The 18,717-nt window shown below is 62.1% G+C and carries 12 protein-coding genes; 5 read left to right on the forward strand and 7 right to left on the reverse strand.

Annotated features, from left to right (window positions below; genetic code table 11):
- The first annotated feature begins 9 nt into the window (after window positions 1-9).
- The 5 genes from ISS99_RS02105 to ISS99_RS02125 all read left to right on the forward strand — a co-directional run bounded on the left by ISS99_RS02105 (window position 10) and on the right by ISS99_RS02125 (window position 8,416).
- The gene (locus tag ISS99_RS02105; RefSeq protein WP_204629917.1) at window positions 10-3,912 is read left to right on the forward strand and encodes a TOMM system kinase/cyclase fusion protein; all 3,903 of its coding nucleotides are present in this window, start codon (window positions 10-12) and stop codon (window positions 3,910-3,912) included.
- Window positions 3,913-4,015: 103 nt separating this feature from the next.
- The gene (locus ISS99_RS02110; RefSeq protein ID WP_204629918.1) at window positions 4,016-4,354 is read left to right on the forward strand and encodes a BMA_0021/BMA_0022 family TOMM bacteriocin; all 339 of its coding nucleotides are present in this window, start codon (window positions 4,016-4,018) and stop codon (window positions 4,352-4,354) included.
- Between the two features lie 14 nt (window positions 4,355-4,368).
- Window positions 4,369-4,713, forward strand: coding sequence for a BMA_0021/BMA_0022 family TOMM bacteriocin (locus ISS99_RS02115; protein ID WP_204629919.1), 345 nt, complete (start codon window positions 4,369-4,371; stop codon window positions 4,711-4,713).
- A 101-nt stretch (window positions 4,714-4,814) separates the two neighbouring features.
- Window positions 4,815-6,968, forward strand: a complete 2,154-nt coding sequence (locus ISS99_RS02120) for a TOMM precursor leader peptide-binding protein (protein ID WP_204629920.1) — start codon at window positions 4,815-4,817, stop codon at window positions 6,966-6,968.
- A gap of 887 nt (window positions 6,969-7,855) precedes the next feature.
- Window positions 7,856-8,416, forward strand: a complete 561-nt coding sequence (locus ISS99_RS02125) for an inclusion body family protein (protein ID WP_204629921.1) — start codon at window positions 7,856-7,858, stop codon at window positions 8,414-8,416.
- Between the two features lie 145 nt (window positions 8,417-8,561).
- Here the strand turns inward: ISS99_RS02125 and ISS99_RS02130 are convergent, their stop codons facing one another.
- The 7 genes from ISS99_RS02130 to ISS99_RS02160 form a co-directional block, all read right to left on the reverse strand.
- Window positions 8,562-9,185 (reverse strand): TIGR00645 family protein, encoded by a 624-nt coding sequence (locus ISS99_RS02130; RefSeq protein ID WP_204629922.1) that lies wholly within the window; start codon window positions 9,183-9,185, stop codon window positions 8,562-8,564.
- 129 nt (window positions 9,186-9,314) lie between these two features.
- Window positions 9,315-10,049 carry a hypothetical protein gene (locus ISS99_RS02135; protein WP_204629923.1) on the reverse strand — a complete coding sequence of 245 codons (735 nt, stop codon included), beginning with the start codon at window positions 10,047-10,049 and terminating at the stop codon, window positions 9,315-9,317.
- Between the two features lie 104 nt (window positions 10,050-10,153).
- Window positions 10,154-11,527 carry a sensor histidine kinase gene (locus ISS99_RS02140; protein ID WP_204629924.1) on the reverse strand — a complete coding sequence of 458 codons (1,374 nt, stop codon included), beginning with the start codon at window positions 11,525-11,527 and terminating at the stop codon, window positions 10,154-10,156.
- Window positions 11,511-12,917 carry a sigma-54-dependent transcriptional regulator gene (locus ISS99_RS02145; protein WP_204629925.1) on the reverse strand — a complete coding sequence of 469 codons (1,407 nt, stop codon included), beginning with the start codon at window positions 12,915-12,917 and terminating at the stop codon, window positions 11,511-11,513. Before ISS99_RS02145 ends, ISS99_RS02140 begins: the two co-directional genes overlap by 17 nt.
- A gap of 141 nt (window positions 12,918-13,058) precedes the next feature.
- The gene (locus ISS99_RS02150; RefSeq protein WP_204629926.1) at window positions 13,059-15,461 is read right to left on the reverse strand and encodes an ADOP family duplicated permease; all 2,403 of its coding nucleotides are present in this window, start codon (window positions 15,459-15,461) and stop codon (window positions 13,059-13,061) included.
- 3 nt (window positions 15,462-15,464) lie between these two features.
- The gene (locus ISS99_RS02155; RefSeq protein ID WP_204629927.1) at window positions 15,465-17,909 is read right to left on the reverse strand and encodes an ABC transporter permease; all 2,445 of its coding nucleotides are present in this window, start codon (window positions 17,907-17,909) and stop codon (window positions 15,465-15,467) included.
- Window positions 17,906-18,670, reverse strand: a complete 765-nt coding sequence (locus tag ISS99_RS02160) for an ABC transporter ATP-binding protein (RefSeq protein ID WP_204629928.1) — start codon at window positions 18,668-18,670, stop codon at window positions 17,906-17,908. The genes ISS99_RS02155 and ISS99_RS02160 overlap by 4 nt, the downstream gene beginning before the upstream one ends.
- Between the last annotated feature and the right edge of the window lie 47 nt (window positions 18,671-18,717).

Consider the following 18,717-nt stretch of genomic DNA (forward strand, 5'->3'; position numbering starts at 1 on the left):
AGGCCTAGCGTGCAAACCGACCAACTTGCCAACGAACTGCTCGAGCGTGGCTACCGCATTTCCGGGCGACTGGGACGAGGCGGAACGAGCCAGGTGTGGAGAGGCGAGCAGATCAGCACGGGGCAGACCGTCGCATTGAAGGTGATCAACCTCGAAGCTCATCTCGACCCGGGCCGCCGCCAGCGCATGGCCATGCGATTCGATCGGGAGACGCAGATCTGCGGGCAGCTGCATCACGCACACATCGTGCGATTGCTGGATAAAGGAAGCATCTGCGATACGCTGTGGTTTGCCGCGTTCGAGTACATCCCCGGCACGACTCTCGCCGACTTGCTGCTGCAGCGGAGCGCCCTCGAACCGGAAGCCGCTTGCGAATTGATGTTGCAAATTCTCGATGCGCTGGCCTGCGCGCACGATGCAGGCATCGTGCACCGCGATCTCAAGCCGCAGAACATCATGATCAGCCAGACCGGCCGCAGGCCGCAGGCGAAGGTGCTCGACTTCGGCATCGGAACGGTCGTATCGGAACGTCAAAGCATGGACGCACCGCGCCTGACCATGACCAACGAGACGCTTGGAACGCCCTCCTACGGCGCGCCAGAGCAACTCCGCGGCGAGGCGCCATCGGTAAAGGGCGACTTGTACGCCTGGGGTCTGATCTTCCTGGAATGCCTGACAGGCCAACAAGCCATTCGCGGCGCGACGCTCGCGGAAGTGTTCCATCAGCAACTCAACCCGCATCCGGTAGCGCTTCCGCACTCGATCATCGACCACCCCCTCGCCGAACTGCTGCGGCGGGTTTTGCAGAAGGACGTCGCTCTTCGCGCTCACGATGCACGACAAGTCTATGACGACCTGCGCCGCATCGATATCGGCAATCTGGTGGGGAAGCTCACGCCGCAACATCCGCCCGTCGGCGATACATTGGTCGATGGCCAGACGCTGAGGCCGGCGCAATTGCGGCAGATAACGACTCTGTGCTGCAACCTCACGCTCGTCGGCCCGACGTCAGCCGCAACCTACATCGACACCATGGACGTGCTGCTGTCGGATCAAATCCGATTGTGCATGGACACCGGCGTGCGCTTCGGCGGCTATTTCGGCGGAGCCCTTGGCGGCACCCTGCGTTTCTATTTCGGCTACCCGAAGGCCAGCGATACAGACGCACGCCGTGCTGCCCGAACGGCATTGGAACTTCTGGCACAAGTAAGACAGCGCAGCCAACTTCTCGAAGCATCACGAGGTTGCGCGCTGGAACTGACTGCCGGGCTGCACACGGGAATGGTGGTCGTCCGACACGATCAACTGCCCGATGGGCTCGCCCCCATGGTCGCCCAGCGATTGGAGCGGTTGGCCCCCGCCAACAACATCGTGGTCAGCCAAACGACCAGGACCATTCTGGATCGACACATCTCATTCGAAGCGTATTCCATGCGGGTGCCCGATGAGCACGGGCACGCCATCGGCACCAACCTGATGATCGGAGAACGGGAAACCGAAGCGCACGTTTTCCTGCAACCCGGCAGCCCGGACATCTCCATGATTGGACGGGAGGAAGAGTGTCTTCATCTGCAACGAGCCTGGCACTCTGCCGTATCAGGCCAGGGCTCCAGTTGGCTGATCGTCGGGGACGCCGGCATCGGCAAATCGCGGCTCGTGCGCGAAACGGCAAGCGAAGCCGAACGCTTCGGCGGCATGGTGCTGGAATGCCATTGCCTTTCGGAGCGGCGCAACAATGCGCTGTACCCCATACTTCGGTTGCTGTCTGCCACGCTCCAGCAGGATCAGGCAACGGACGAGCTTTCGAGCTTCGAACGATTGTCTCGCGCATTGGCCGACAGTGGGGAATCCGAGGAGGCGTTGCCCATTCTGTGCAGTTGGATGGGAATCTGTGCACCAGATAGCCTGGCTCCCGCCCTGCACGCGCCGGTAAGACAGCGCCAGATTCTTCTGAGCGCCATCAAAGCCATGCTGATGAACCACGCACGCGGGCGACCGTTGCTGGTGTGTATCGAAGACGTTCACTGGGCCGATCCAACCACGATGGAGTGGCTGGCATTGATGGAAGGCGATCTGGCCGATCGCCACGTATTCCTGCTCATGACGTCACGCCCGGTCGATGCCACGACACTTTGCGCAACGAAAATGGAAATCGGCCCGCTCTCGCACGCTGACGTGCTGGCGATGGTGCGCCAAATCGGACAACGAAAAGGCCTGTCCGAGCAAACGGTGCAGGCCATTTCGGATCGCGCGGACGGCATCCCTTTGTTCGCTGAAGAGCTGGTTCGCGTGGCCATCACGCCGCGCACCGATGCAACACGCGATGTGTTGAACGAGGTCCCCGCCACCTTGCTCGATACGCTGGCACAGCTCCTGGATACCGCCGGGGATGCCAAGGACACGGCTCAATGGGCTGCCGCCATCGGCCGCGAGTTCGACTCTGAATTACTTATGCGCGTTTCAACGCGGGACCGCAGCGAAATCCACGACGACCTGCAAACGCTGGTCGCTGCAGGGGTACTCCACCGCAAGCGGCTCGTGGCCGGCGACTGCTACGTATTTCGCCACGCGTTGATTCGCGATGCTGCCTACGGCTCGATGCTGCAACGTACCCGTGAATCGGTGCACGAACGCATTGGCCTGCAGCTCGAGGCCAGCGGGCATACCGATCGCGCTCGCGTCGCCGCCGACCTTGCCTACCATTTCAGCAAAGCGACGCATTACGCCAAAGCAATCCCTCACGGTGTCGCAGCTTCGCAATCGGCCCTGGAACGCGGTCTATACGAAGACGCCCTGCAGTTCGCGGAACGATGCCTGGATTGGTGCGAAAAGCTCCCGGACGACGAACGCCCCAAGGCAGAGTTCGACGTTCGAACGCTGCTGACTCTGGCTGGCATGTCGAAGTACGGCTGGGTCGATCCACGCGTAGCGGACAACGCGCAGCGCACTTTGACGCTTTCCTCGCAAGTCGCCAGCGACCCCCGTGCCGTTCCCAGCCTGTGGGCGCTCGCCACCTACCATCACGTCGCTGGCCACCGCACGGAAACGCATCAGATTGCCCAGCGAATGGAAGCCATCACCTTGGAGGCAAACGACGTCACCCAGCTCGTGGCGGCGCGCAACGTGCTGGGCATGTGCCACTGGATCGAAGGCAACTATTGTGCCGCCGCCGATACGTTGGAGTGGGTATGGCGGAACTATGACGCCGTGCCTCAGGCCAATCTTTTGCGGCAGATCGGCGTGGATTCGCGCGTCTGGAGCATGGCTGCACTCGCCAATGTTCGCTGGTTCACCGTGCCCAACGGCACGGAAGCCTTGGAGATGGCGGCCGGCACCGTAAGGGAAGCGGAAGGACTCAATCACATTCCATCATTGTGCCTGGCCCTGCTTTACCAGGCGCTGGTGTTGCAACACGCAGGCGAGCGAAAACTGACCATGATCGCAAGCAGTCGCGCCATGGGCATGGCACAACGTTATGGCATCCCGGCCATCGGCGCCTATACGAGCATCATGTATGGCTGGGCACAAGCGGACTTGTCCCTCGTCTGCCAATCCATTGGCGCACTGGAAAACTTGGGGTGCTTGCTAGGATTCACTTATTACCCTGCCCTGGCCGCAAACATCGAGCTTGAGCAGGGGCAGCCCGAGCGCGCATTGGCGCGTATCGATGCCTGCATAACCAGGGCCGAATGCACCGGCGAGCGCTATTACCTGGCAGAACTCTATTGTCGAAAGGCAGATATCTTGCAGCGCCTGCAAACTGCCTCCGCAACGACTGACATCATTGCCTCGCTCGAATGCGCGCAAACGCATGCCCAAGCCACGGGCATGCAACGCACCCTCATGCAATGCAGGTATCGCCTCCAGACATTGCAGGCGACCCCGAGCGAATGGACCTGCCAAATGGCGTAATCCATCACGAGCATTCTCTTCGGCACGACTTGCCGCCACGTGATCGCGACACGGCAAGCCGGCGCCAACAACCGCACCCCAACCGTTGCAGGAGCGACTACCGATGAGCTTGCCGCTGTCCATCTACGACAAATTTCTGCATTACCGCACCATCACCCTCAAAGTCATCGCCAAGTGCTGGAACGACCAGGAGTTCAAGAAGCGCTACCTGGAAAACCCAAAAAAAGCCTTGCGCGACGAATTTGGCTACGACTTCCCTTTCAGCCTGCAATTGGAAGCCTTCGATCATTGCGGCCACTGGTCCAAGGAGCTTGGCATTGACCTCATTCGCAACGATGCCAATACGCTCACCATCATTTTGCCCAAAGCCCCGCCGGAAGAACTGCGCGCCGAAGCGCTGGCGCAGTATTACAGCACGCACATGACCTTCCTTCAGTCCTGAAAGGATCTACACGCATGCGCAACAATGCCGTACCAAGCTATGAATCCATTATCGAATTCAACGAAGTCTATCTGCGCGCAGTCGCCATGAGCTGGACCGACCCGGAGTTCAAGAAGAGCTTCCTGAAGGACCCAGCAGATACCTTGCAGCGATACTTCAGCTATCGCCTCCCCTGGGAGGTCCACCTGAAGATCGAGGAAGCGGAAGCCGCGCAATATGTGGACGGCCAATGGAAAGATCTGCCGATGAACCGGATACGCGTAGGCATTCCCGACGCCCCGCCCAAATTCGAAGAGCAGCCGGTTGCTCTTTCGCTCTTCAATGATTCGGGTCCGGTTTACCTGTTCACCTGCTGCTGAGCACCATACGCCACCCCTTCCCGGAGCCGGGATCCAGCGCCCTGCGTCGCGAGGTCGCTGGACCGGCTTTCTTGCGGCCGCCTCCACTATCTCTTTCGCCCATGATCGATGCCCATTTTGTTCCCCGTTTCCGTCCAAGCCTGCACGTCGCCGCGACCGAACGTGACTGCGCCTACATCATCTCCGAACGCCGCAGCAATCGACTGGGCGGCGAACAACTGGTTGCCTTGCTACAGGCCATTGACGGCGTTCGCTCGGTCTCGGAGTTGACGACACATCTAAGCGACCGGGTATCGCCACCGGACGTCATTTATCTAGTCGAGCAATTGCTCGCACGGGATTATCTGGTCGATGCCGATTCCCACGCGTGCGACGAACGCGCAGCCTTCGAAGAACTCATGGGATGGCGCCATGCGACACCGCTTCGCGTGTCTTTGCGCGGCATTGGCACCTGCAACGCGGAAAACCTGAAGGAACTGCTGCTCGCCGGCGACGTGGAGGTGGCGGAGCGCGGCGATTTGATCGTCTGCCTCGTCGACGACTATCTGAACCCTGCCATCGAGGCGGTGCTGCGCGCGCCAGACGCCCCCGTTCTGTTGGCGAAAGTTCACGGCACGCGCCTGCTGATAGGTCCCATCTTCGGCGCGGGCGACAGCTTCTGCTTGCATTGCCTGCAATACTGGCTGCGCCACAACCGTCCCGTGCAAACCCTGCTTGAACGCCGCAAAGGCTCTACAATTTCGCTGCCAAAGGCAAGCCATCCTGCGAGCATGGCCATCGCGAGCGGCCTGATTGCGCTGGCGATCCAGCGCTATGCGGAAGGGGACCGGTCGTTATTGCGAGGCATGGAGTCTCTGGATCTAGCCTCGATGCAATCGGCCAAGCATCAGCCTACGCGGCGACCTCAGTGCCCTGTGTGCGGAGATCCTGGCTGGATGCAGCACCAGGCTATGAAAGGCATCGACCCTCGGGCCGAGTCGGAGTTGCCACTGCACGAGGGTGGATTTCGCACTGTTGCATCAGGCGAAACGCTACGGCGCCACGAACGCCTCGTGGACGCCACGTGCGGACCCGTAGCGTATCTGCATGCCATGCCGGGTCGCCACATCGGCACCCGTAAAGTCTACGTCTCTGGCTATCTTGTCTGTCCTACCGCGCCTGACAGCAGCAATCCTTTCGACAAAGTGTGCGCGGGCAAGGGCGAAACCGACGACGATGCGCGCGCCAGCGCGTTGTGCGAAGCCTTGGAGCGCTTCAGCAGCGTTTTCCAGGGGGATGAGCCGCGCATACGTTCATCGACAAAATCGCTTGGAGCATCGGCCATTGCGCTCGACGCTCTTCAGCATTTCAGCCATGAACAAGTGCAGCGGCGTGACATCATCAACGCGGCGACACGAGATCGGCGCCGGCAGGTGCCCAAGCCGCTTCCTGACGACGCGCACATCGACTGGACGACTGCCTGGTGTTTGAACGATGGCAGCCGCCACGCCGTACCACTGGTTTACTGTTTTGCAGAAACTCCGCCCGATAGCGGCCACGCCTACGGCATCTACAATCCGAATGGCACGGCGGCGGGAAACTGCCTTGAAGAGGCCATACTGCAAGGCCTGCTCGAATTGATCGAACGCGACGCCGTAGCCATCTGGTGGTACAACCGGATACCTCGCCCGGCCATCGACCTGTCAGCATTCGCCGACACGTGGCTTACGCGCTTAGTGGACGACTATGCGACTGACGGATGGCGCCTGTGGGTGCTGGACCTGACGCACGACTTGCGCATACCCGTATGCGCGGCGCTTGCCCATCACGCACGACGAGATCGTTATGCCATCGGCTTCGGGTGTCATCTCACCGTCGAACTGGCAGTGAAGCGAGCCATCACCGAACTCAATCAATTGCTTGACCCTTCCGTTGACGCGCCATCGCCATGGGACCGTGAGCAACTGAAAGATGCCTCGTTTCTCGAACCCTCTTCCTGCCCGGCGGAGGCTCCACAGCTTTTCCCGAAGGGAACGTTGCGACAATACATAGACCAATGCGTCGACACTTTCGCTCGCGCGGGAATGTCGTCTTTTTTCGTCAACAAGTCGCGACCGGATATCGGCCTTTCGGTGGCACAAGTGATCGTTCCAGGCCTGCGTCATTTCTGGCCAAGGTTTGGCGCAGGCCGGCTGTATGAAGTGCCGGTACAACTTGGATGGCTTTGCAAGCCTACTCCGGAAGAACATCTCAATCCGGCGCCGCTATTTCTTTGATGTTTTCCAAGCAAGCGGTTCCACGTGTGCAGCACGCGACGATCATCGCACCGCCCTGTAATCCGCTGTAATCGACGCCATCGCCAGCCCCTTTTTAAAGTGACTTCGTCCAATGACTAGTGTCGCGCCCTCAGGGCGCGACGTTTGCAAGGACAACAGACACATCCATCGCGACTCCGAGTTTTCGAGAGCGCAACCATCCAGAAAGGGGACATCATGGGCAACTGTAATTGTCAGCCGGACAACGGCGTCCGCGATTTGACCAAAGTTCCACGTGCGCAACCGGCAGATGCACCTGCCAATCAGGGTCTGCACGCGTTCGAATTTCCACCGAATACGCTCGCTGCACTCATTTCGCTGTGCGTTTCGGCCAGCTACAACAATGGCCAGATTTGCGTGAACTTCCCAGTCATCGGAGACATATGCTTCTCCGTGTCGCTGCCGATCCCCAGTGGATCCAGCGTGCAGGTTTGCATGGAAACGTGCGGCTTCCGCATTGGAGTCCCGCCCTTCAAGGGTATCGCGGCCTCGGTTTCGTTCAACGGAACCCAACTCTGGTCCGGAACCATCTGGGGTTCTTGCTGAAGAACACCCTTGGGGTCAGCGCGCTTTGCACGCTGAATGCATGGGAGTCATCTGCGTAGTCCGCGCAGATGACTCCCAATGCCACGGCTCCCTGGAGCTGTAATGGCCTGTAATGGAGTCTCGAACTCTGCTCTCGCAAGATTTCAGTCCCGGATGCCATCGTGCTCCGAGGGGGAATCCCGTCCTACGCGATAGAACGGCGCCGTTCGCTTCAACAGTGGCCGCGACGCCACGTGATTTTCGATCGACCAAGCTCTTCACACCCTTTTGATCCACCGGCAACTTCATCGGAGAACCTAGCCATGGCCAAAGTCAGCACAGCTATCAAACCCGGCCTCGTGTCGACCCACGAAACCATCAACGTCACGGCATCGATGAATGTCGACGCCATCATCAAAGCAAACCCGAACTTGAGCCAGGATCCGAAGTCCCCGACGCCCATCGGGCACGACGGAATCTGGATGGTATCCGACGATCCGCGCGGCTGGACCACCAACGGCGATCCGGCCAACATCTCGCTCAGGGCTAACGTTGGCGACCTGATCTCCTTCTTCACCGTCAGCACGAGCTGCAATTCGGATAGCGCTGCGTTTATTTATCAATTGACGGGCGGCACTCCCGTCCTCAACCCTTCCACGGTGAACGTCATTACGCTGCAACAGGCTGCCCAGCCTACCGCTCCCAACGGATATCCGTTCCAGGGCGCAAAGGTGAGCTTCGCCAGCTGCGACGCCAAGGTCAGCAGCCAGGGCACGGCGCAGAACTTCTGGTGCTGCGCCGCCTTGTTCCAGACCGACAACACCGGCGAGAAGCAGGTGCTGAAAGGCTATGTGACCTGGGATCCGACCGTCATCGTGCAGTAAGTTCCACACTGCTCACCCATCTGGCCATTGGCGCGAAGGATTGCGACGCCTGATTGGCCAGGATGCCGTCGCCCCGGTGGAGCCGGGACGGCGGCTTTCTAGCGTTTCGATTCTCACAACATGCCTGCTTCAACGCATGAAAAGCTCAATGCTCGCCTCTCCCGTTGCCGGCGGTGCCGTGCATGATGCGGTCCGTCCAGGCAATGCCGATGGCGGACAGAATAAAAACGACGTGAATGATCGTTTGCCACATCACACCCACCGGGGTCAGCGTGGCGCACTTGAGCATGGCGCCGGCACCGTCGCTCTGGGCAATCGCGGCCAAGGTTTCGGGGGAGCAGAAAGGCAACCCTTCGAGGGCACCCGCAGCAATAAACGTCTTGAGCAGGTGAATCGAAGAAATGCCGATGATGGCCATCGCCAGCTTCACCTTGAGAACCGATGCGTTGACGTGCGACAGCCATTCCGGCTGGTCCGGATGATTCTCCAGACCCAGGCGCGATACGAAGGTTTCGTAGCCGCCTACGATCACCATGATCAGCAGGTTGGAAATCATCACTACGTCGATCAGGCCGAGCACGATCAGCATGATCTCCTGCTCGCCCAGGCTGGGAGCTTCGTGGATCAGATGCCAAAGCTCCTTGGCGAACAGATACACATAGACGCATTGCGCCGCGATTAGGCCGACATAAAGCGGCAACTGCAACCAGCGCGAACCGAAGATCAGGATCGGCAGCGGACCGAGGCGGGGCGGATTCGGTGAGTCCATGAGCGTCTATTCCTTGAAGAGATGGGAATCAGCGTAGCGGCACCGAAAGAATCCAGGCAAGCCGCGTCGGACCTCGACTTCAGCAACGCGTACGTGAACATTGAAAAACCTTGCTCGGCGGCTGGCCGATCAAGGCATTGCATTGACCACTTCAAGCCCGTTTCCCCCGAAAAATGCGAGCCCTTGCCCCAGCATCGCCTGCCCCCGGACAACGGCCATGTCGTGCGGCATTGCCTCGGCTGCACGCTTCATCCACGAGCGGTTGAATATCTGATCCCACTGCGCAGCGAGTTGCGAGGCCGTCCTGATTTGCACGTGACGGGATTCTGAAAAATTCACGCGGAGCGGAAAACTCACGTAGTGCGCGGCAGCGTTGCGATCCCCGGCCATCACCGCTTTGTAGAAGCCCTGAACTTGAGCTTCGAAAGCCTGGTCGCTTTTATTGGTGACGTCTCTGTACCAGCGTGTACCGGGCGGTTCCGGCGCAACGGTTCCGCCGCCACCGGACAAGACCACCGGATAGGTCTTGCCATCGGTTCCCGTCCAGCTGCCAACCAACCCAACGCTGTTGTCGAAAGTCAGCGGCTGATTGCCGTTGCTGCCATTGCCCTTGAAACGCAGCGCGAATGCGCCTCCGCCCGGCTCTTTCAAGGTCACGGCATCGCCTGCAGTGCCGGTGAGCGGAATATCGGTCAGGTGTTTTTGATAGAAGTAGTGGCTGTCGGGAACGAGCTTCTTGTCCTTGACCGTCACCGTCATCCCGATGCGCTGGGCACCCAGGGTTCCTTCGTAGCTGGCCGCAACGACGTCATCGTTGTTTTGGGCAGAGGCCGTCGTTGCGGCACCGGCGATCAGCAGAATCATCGCCGCTGGAAGCAAGATGCTCCTCACGATCTTCACCTCGGTGTCCGCGAAGGGTTGCGCAGTAAGTTAGCACGCCGCCGGATGGCGATAGCCGGCAGCGCCGTTCAGTGCGCGCCAGCTTCGGCGCCTGGCAAGTCGAGCGGGATCCACAGCGTGGCCCGCGCACCGCGGCCCTCCGGGCGCGCGATCAGGCTGACGCCGCCGCCGTGCGCTTCGGCAATCTGTCGCGCCAAGGCCAGCCCGATACCCGAGCCGCCCGGCTTGGTGGTGAAAAACGGCACGAAGAGATTGTCGCTGGACGGTGGTCCGGGGCCTTCGTCGTCGATGTCGATCAGGGCATCGCCCCCCTCGCGCCGCCATCGCACAGTGACGCCGCCACCCTCTGTCGAAGTGGCCTCCACAGCATTGCGCAGCAGATTGATCAGGGCCTGTTCCAGCTGATCCGCATCGGCCTGCACGTGCAACGAATCATCCGATGCGATCCGCACCTCCAGGCGCTGCTCCAATCGCATGACGTTGCGAACCAGGGTGCCCAGCTCCAGCTCGCGTCGTTGCGGCGCAGGCAGGCGCGCGAGCTTGCTGTAGCTGGAAAGGAAACGCGTCAACGACGATGCGCGCTGCCCGATCACCTCAAGGCCGCGCTGAAAATCTTCGCGCCAGTCCTCGGGCAAGGGCTCACGCGCCGCCAGATTGGCAAGGGTTCCGGCCATCGAACTGATCGGCGCCAGCGAGTTGTTGACCTCGTGCCCCAACACCCGCAGCAAGCGCTGCCAGGCCTGGCGCTCCTCGTCGCGCAGCACTCGCCCCACGTCGTTGATGACCAGCAAGCGACTGCTGCGGCCGCCGCTGCGCAATCCTGCATGGCGTATCTCGAAGCGGCCCGCGTGCCCCGGAAATGCATGCGTCAGCAGCCGCGTCGCCGGCGCTTCCAGCCAGCCGGCCAGGCCCAGCGCTTCGGCGCTGCGGCCGAACAGGCGATCGCGCGTTTCGCCCAGCAGCGCCTGGCCGGCCGGATTCACCAGTCGAAGCCGCTGCTTTTCGTCGAAGACGAACACGGCACTGTCCAGTGCGGCAAGCGTCTTGCTCAGCAGGTGCGAGGCTTCTTCGAAGTCCAGGCGTTCCTGCTGCAGCCGCGCCGCCAGCTCGTTGATGTTGTAGACCATGTCGCCCAGCACCCCGCCCTGCACGCCGCGCAGGCTGTAATCGCCTTCGCGCAAGGCTTCCAGCAGACTCACCAGGGTGTAGACGGGGTAAGTCACGCGGCGACATTGCCAGCGCGCCAGCCACGCCGTCGCGACGACCACGGCCAGCAGAGCGAGCTGGGCGACGGGAAAGTGCAGACGGCCGATCCACCACGGCGACGCAAGCAGGCAAAGCAATGCAGGCATCGCCACCAGCCAGCCACCCGTCAGCACTCGCCGCTCGAATCGACGCAGGCGCCCGGCGTGCCGTGTCGGCGCTTCAGTCCGCGTCGGCATCACCGGATACATCCCGCAATGCGTGTTTCTCCATGCGCCGATACAGCGATTGGCGGGTGATGCCCAAGGCGTCGGCAGCGTGCTGCAGATTGCCGTCGAAGCGCTCCAGCGAGCGCTTGACCAGCCACGCCTCCGCCTGCTCCAGTGTCATGCTGTCGAGATCGTGACCGGCATCCTGCGGTGCGCCGAACGAAAGTGCCGAGGCACTGACCTGATCGTGCTCAGCCAGCAACGCCGCGCGCTCCATCAGATGCTGCAGTTCGCGTACGTTGCCCGGCCAGCGCCATGCCCTCAACGCACGCTCGGCCGAAGGTGCCAGTTGCAACGAGGTACGCCCGTACCGCCGCGCACTGCGCGCGAGGAAAGCGCGCGCCAGCGGGAGAATGTCTTCCACGCGATCGCGCAACGACGGCAACGCCACTTCAAACGTGTTGAGCCGATACAGCAGGTCGCGCCGGAACCGGCCCGCGGCCACCTCCACGTGCAGGTCGGCGTTGGTCGCAGAGACCAGTCGCACATTGACGTGCTGGGTATGCGAGGAGCCCAATCGCTCGAATTCGCCGTCCTCCAGCACGCGCAGCAGCTTCGGCTGCTGCGATGCAGGCACGTTGCCCACTTCGTCGAGAAACAGAGTGCCGCCGTCGGCCAGCTCGAAACGGCCGATGCGTTCGCTCTTGGCATCGGTGTACGCCCCGCGAACGTGGCCGAACATCTCCGATTCGAACACGCTTTCGGCGATGCCCCCCATGTTGACCTTGACCAGCGATTGGGCTGCACGCGCGGAACGCTGATGCAGATACTGTGCGATCACACCCTTGCCGGTACCGTTTTCGCCGAGCACCAGCACGTTCGCATCGCTGGGCGCAATGCGCTCGACCATGGCCAGCACCCGACGCATGGCGGGCGACTCGGCAATCAATTCATCCTGGGCGCTATCACGCAGCAATGCGTTTTCGGCTTCCAGCCGGCGCTGCTTGCGCACGCTTTCACTCAGGGCGATTTGCGCGCGCAGCACACCCATCAGGCGCGCGTTGTCCCAGGGCTTCTCGATAAAATCGGCGGCGCCGCGGCGCATCGCCTGCACTGTCAGCGGAACGTTGCCCCATGCCGTCATCACGACCACCGGCACATCGGGGGCCTGTTGCCGCAGGTTCTCCAGCAACTCCAGTCCTTCTTCTCCGGACGTGGTGTCGCGGCTGTAATTGCCGTCGATCAGCGCGCAGGCGAATTCGCGCCGGCGCAAGGCTTCCAGCGCTTCGCCCGGGCCGGGCACGCCGACGCAGGCGAGGCCTTCGGATTTCAGCAAAAGGCGCAAGGCCTCGCGCACGTCGGCCTGGTCGTCGGCCACGAGCACTACGGGTGTCGATTCGCGCGGCATACCTTCAGTCATACTCTCAGTTTAGGGCCTGTTCGCGCTCTGGCGTAGCCCGCGTGGTGGTTGGGTGACGGTCACGTCGCAGTGCTCGGGGTGACAGCCGCCAAACGGCAGTCCGGTCGCGCCGGCGGCACGATCGGACCCTGCAGCGATGGATCATTCGTACCGCAGCGCGACCACCGGTTCCACCGCCAGCGCACGCCACAACGGCACCAGCGAAGCCACCGCAGCCACCAGTACGATCAATACCAGCACCGGCAAAAATACCTGCATTTCGTAACCGTGGGTGTGCAGTTGCGCGTTCGCCAGCATCGCCGACCAGGGCATGGCCAATCCCACCCCGATCGCCAACCCCAGGCCGAGCTGGAAAGCCAGTTGGCTCCCTACGTGCCCGGCAATCGCCAGGTTCCCGGCACCGATGGCACGCCGTATGCCCAGTTCACGCGTGCGCTGGGCGACCGCAAAGGACAGGACGCCGTACAGACCCGCCGCCGCCAGCAGCAGGGCAATCAGGCTGACCGCGCTGAATATCTGGATGATGATGGTGAGCTTGATGCGTGCCATCGTGATGTCCTGCTCCAGCGTACGCACGCCATACAACGGCGCCCCGGGATCCAGCTCGTGCGCGATGCGCGTCAACGAGGGCACGTATGCCGACGCTGCCTCGCGCGTGTGCACGGCCAAGTCACCGCCTTCCGGTTGCTGCCAGAGCGGCCGCATGAAGCTGGGCAGCGACACCTGCAAGGTGCCGTCGAGCTGCAACGGGGCCGTTACACCGATCACTCGCAATATCTGCGGCCGCGGATCTTCCGGATGCAGCACCAGTTGCTGCCCTACCGCAGAGCGTCCCGGCCAAAATGCGTGCGCCAGGCGCTGATCGATCACGGCCAGCAACTCGCTGCTGTTGCGGTCCTGCGCGTTGAAGAAACGTCCCGCAATCAGCTTGATGCCGTAGGTCTGGGCGAAGTGTTCGTCGACGATACCCATTTGCGCGCGCTGGTAGCCGCCCACGCCGCGCGACTGGCCGTAGGCAGCGACAAATTCGTGGCTCCCAAGCTCCGCGTCGGGAATCGTGTCGGCCACACTGGCATCCAGTACGCCCGGCTCCTGCCGCAGCCGTTCCACCAGGCGCTGGAAATAGCGCGACCGCGCCGCATCGTCGGGATAGGTCGCGGAGGGCAGATGCAAGTGCGCCGTCAACACGTGGGCCGGGTCGGAGCCGCTGCCGGTCGGTTGCGCAAGCAGGCGCTCCAGGCCATGGATGAAGGTCCCCGCCCCCACCAGCAGCATGACGGTGAAGGCGATCTCCGCCACCACCAGCACCTTTGCAGCGTGTGTAAAGATGCCTCCGCTGACGCCGCGACCGCCATCGCGCAGCGTGTCTTGAAGCTGCGATCGGGATACGCGCCATGCCGGCAGCAAGCCTGCCAGCATCGTGGTCATCAACGCGACGAACGCACCGAGCACAAACAGCCTCGGATCGATTTGGAAATGCATGAAGAGCGGCGGCGCCGAATCGTTGCTCACCAATATGTGCACGAACCAGCCGAGGCCGGCGTGCGTGATCAGCAAGGCCAGCGCGAACGATGCGATGCTCAGCAACAGGCATTCCACCCATTGCGTACGCAACAAACGTCCTTGGCTGGCGCCCAGGGCGCTGCGCAGCGCCAGTTCTCGCCCACGGCCGAGTGCCTGCACCAATTGCAGGTTGGCCACGTTGGCGCACGCGAGCAGCAATACCATCACCCCCGCTGCAAGCATCAGCCAGGCGTATTTGCGGATGTTTTCGTCGACGAAGCGCAGCGCCAGCGGCTTCATCGCCAGATGACGACCTGCACGCTGGCCGCGCAAGGCGTTGCCCAGGTTGGCCGCCACGGCCTGCCATTCGTCGCGCGCCTGAGTCAGCGACACCGACGGCTTGAGCAAGGCAATGGCGTCGACATCGCCATCCTCGCCCACCTGCAAACGCTCCGGCAACCACACATCGCTGATAAAAGGGAAACCGAACGTCTTCGGCAATACGCCGATGACCGTGGACCATTCGCCGTTGATGCGCAATTTTCGCCCCACGATGCCCGGATCGGCGTGGAACTCGTTGCGCCACACCGTTTCGCCAAGCAGTACGACGAGCGGAGCGCCCGGCCGGTCGTCCTGATCGGCAATGAGCCGGCCCATCAAGGGCTTCACGCCGAGCATCGGCAACACCGATGCGGTCAGCTCCGTTCCGATGTGGGAGACGGCGCCCGTTCCCGTATCGATATCCACCCTGAGCTGATCGTAGGCACCGGATGACTCGAAGCTGTGCATGCCCGAGCGCAACGCCAGAAATTCGTCGGCGCTCATGTCGTTCAGGCCCACGCCGTCCTGGTTGGCATACCCCATCGCCACCAATCGCTGCGAATGAGAGAACGGCAACGGCCTGAGCACCATGCTGTCGACCACGCCAAACAGGAACAACACCACGCCAAGGCCGATGCCCAACACCGTCACCGACAACACCGTGTAGCCCGGCCTGCGATACAAACGCCGCCACGCATCTTTCAGGTCGTGCATGATCATCGTCTACTCCCCCCGCAGAGCACGCGTCGGTTGCACTTGGCTCGCACGCCACGCTGGAAGCAGGCAGGCAAGCACACTGGATAAGACCAAAGTCAGGCAGACCGCCGCCAGCACCGGAGGGTCGAAGATGGTGCGATTGATCTGCGCAAGCACCGCTCGCAACACGCCGGCCAGCGCGAAAGCCAGGCCGAACCCTGCGAGCAGGCCGATCGCGACTTGCAGCAACCCTCCCCGCAACACTCCTGCGATCAATCGGGAAGGCGACGCTCCCAATGCCATGCGCACACCGAATTCGCGTTCGCGAATGGCTACCGCGACCGACATGACCGCATACATTCCCACCCCCGCCAATACCAGCGCCAGACAGGCAAACAGGCCAATCAACAGCAGGTTCAGACGGGTGCTGGCGGTGGTCTCGTGCACCACTCGCTGCATGCTGATAACTTTGGAAATCGGCTGGTTCGGTGCGATCTCGGCGACAACGCGGTTGACCACGCCGCGATAGTCATCCGGATTGCCGTGCACGGCCAGCGCGAAGCGCAACGGATTTATCCCGCGCACGAACTGCATCAGGTCGTCCGGCATCTGCGACATGGGCAGATACAGCATGCCGTCGGACTCGCCCAGCGGGCCGAACGGGCTTATCGTATCGATCACGCCGACGATGCGCGCATCGTGCGCCTTCAACGACATGACGGCACCGACCTCGATCATTTTTCCCAGCGCGTGACCGCCATACATCTGGTCGGCGAGGCGCTGGTTGATGATGGCCACCTGCTCGCCGCCCTTGATGTCCGTTGCCTGGAATGTGCGTCCTCGATGCGTGGCAATCTGAAACACGTTAAAGAAATCCGGATCGACCGCACGCAACTGCGGCGTAGGTCCGCGTGAGCGCTCCTGCCCCGGAAGCTGGACGGCACCCATGTAGAAATTTTGCGAGAAGTCGCCCGCCGGCAGCGCCGTGCCGACGGTGGCTTGCATGACGCCGGGCTGCGAACGCAATCGATCCAGCAGTTGCTGCGACAGTCGCTGGATGGACGCGTTGTCGGTATAAATACCCTGCACCGGCACCAGCTCGAAGGTAAGAATGCCGTCGCTGGAAAAGCCCAATGGTGCGCGCGCCGCGTCGTACAGCACGTGCAGAAACACCCCTGCTGCGCAAAGCAAGGTGGTCGCCAGGGCCACCTGCGCCACCACCAGCAGTCGCCCCAGCAAACCACCGCGCCGCCCCATGCCAGTGCGTCCGCCCGTGCGCAATTCATCCGGCGAAGAGGCCTTCAAGCTCCACGCCATACCCAACGATACCGATAGCAAGATCATGCTGGCGCCGAGCGCGAGCGCGATGCCGCAGGTCGAGGCATCGACCTGCAGGCTGCTGCCGGCTAGCCATTCCGGCGGAATAAAGCCACGCAACATTTCCAGGCCCATCCACGCCAAGGCCATACCAGCCGCTGTACCGGTGATGGCGATCAACAAGCCTTCGCCAAGCATCGGCACGATGCGCCGCATCCACGGCGCACCGAGCGCATCGCGCACGGCCGCATCGTGACTGCGTGCCATGCTGCGCAGAAGCATCAGGTTGGCGAGGTTGACCAGGACGATCAACAACACCAGCAATGCACTTGCCAGAAACATCATCAATACGGGCCTGGCGCTCGCGCGCATGGCCGTCTGCAAATCCTCGGCGAGGAAGGATTCGTGCGCCATGAAGATATGATCAGTCCCGCCCACGTGCTCATAAGTGGCGTGCACTTTGGCGGCAAATTCCGCACCGATGGCAGCGACCGATGCACCGGGCGCCAGTCGCGCGACGGCGAAATCATTAGGACCCCCATCATCGCTGTTGGGCGGCAGTGCCAAAGGCAGCAGCAGGTCGGCCTGCTCGATATCGACACCTTCGGGAAGCACCCCGATGATCTGATGGCTGACACCTTCGATCGCCACGTTGCGCCCGACCACCGACGCATCGCCACCGTAGCGGCGCAGCCAGAAGCCGTGGCTCAACATCACCACCTGGGGGCCGTTGGGCCGGTCCTCGTCCGCACTGAAATTGCGACCAAGCACTGGTTTCACGCCCAGCGTCGCCAGATAGCCGCGATCGGCGCGGTTGACCGGAAGCAATTGCGGCGTGCCGTCTACCGCAATATTCATCTGGTCGGGCATGAAGCGAATCAGCCCGGCCGACGTCACACCCTGCATGGGCAGTACGTGCTGGTATATCTCGGGCGATGTGGTCCACGTGCCGCCTTGTCTCAGGCGCCCCAGCCGTACCAACTGCGTCGCATCGGGATACGGAAGCGGCCGCAACAGCACGGCGTGGATAAGCGCATAGACCGCCACGCTGGCGCCGATGCCCAGCGCCAGCACTCCGGTCGTCAACAGCAGGTATCCGGGGCGGCGGAACATCGCCCGCCAGGCCACCCAGATGTCCCTCAGCACTGCGCTCACGCACCCACCTCGATGCGCGGGCCGATCAGCGCGTCCAGCCGCTGCTCGTCCTCGCGGCGCAGGCGTTCGAAGGTTTCCTCGTCCACCACGCGGCCGTCGAACAGGCGCACCTTGCGCTGCGCCAGTTCGGCATAACGGGCATCGTGCGTCACCATGCAGATAGTGGCGCCTCCACGATGCAGCTCCGCCAGCAGTTCCATCACGGATTCGCCGTTGCGGGAATCCAGATTGCCGGTGGGTTCGTCGGCAAGCAGGATGGAAGGCTTGCCGACCAGCGCGCGCGCGACGGCTACACGTTGCTGCTGCCCGCCGGAAAGCTGCGCCGGATAGTGGCGCATGCGGTGTGCCATGCCGACGCGTTGCAAAGCCTCTTCCACCCGCGCGCGCCGCTCGCCGGTACCGATGCCGTTGCGATAGGTTAGCGGCAACTCGACATTTTCCTGCACGGTGAGATCGCCGATCAGATTGAATGCCTGGAAGATGAAGCCGATCTCCGCATTGCGAATGCGTGCACGCGCCGCGGCTTTCAGTTCGGCGACGTCGTGGCCGTTCAAGACGTAGCGGCCTGCACTCGGCGTATCGAGCAGGCCGAGAATCGACAGCAGGGTGGTTTTGCCGCAACCGGAGGGCCCGGATATCGACACATATTCGCCGCGGCGCACATCCAGATGCACGTCGCTGAGTGCATGCGTCTCCACCTCGTCGGCCTGAAATACTTTGCGGATGCCACTTAAAGCGAGAACAGAAGCCGTATCTTTCATGGGGTCCCCAAGCGTTTCCGTAGAAGTTGGCGTTTTTCCGAAGCTGA

It is taken from the genome of Dyella mobilis, from assembly GCF_016904945.1.
Taxonomy (GTDB): Bacteria; Pseudomonadota; Gammaproteobacteria; order Xanthomonadales; family Rhodanobacteraceae; genus Dyella_B; species Dyella_B mobilis.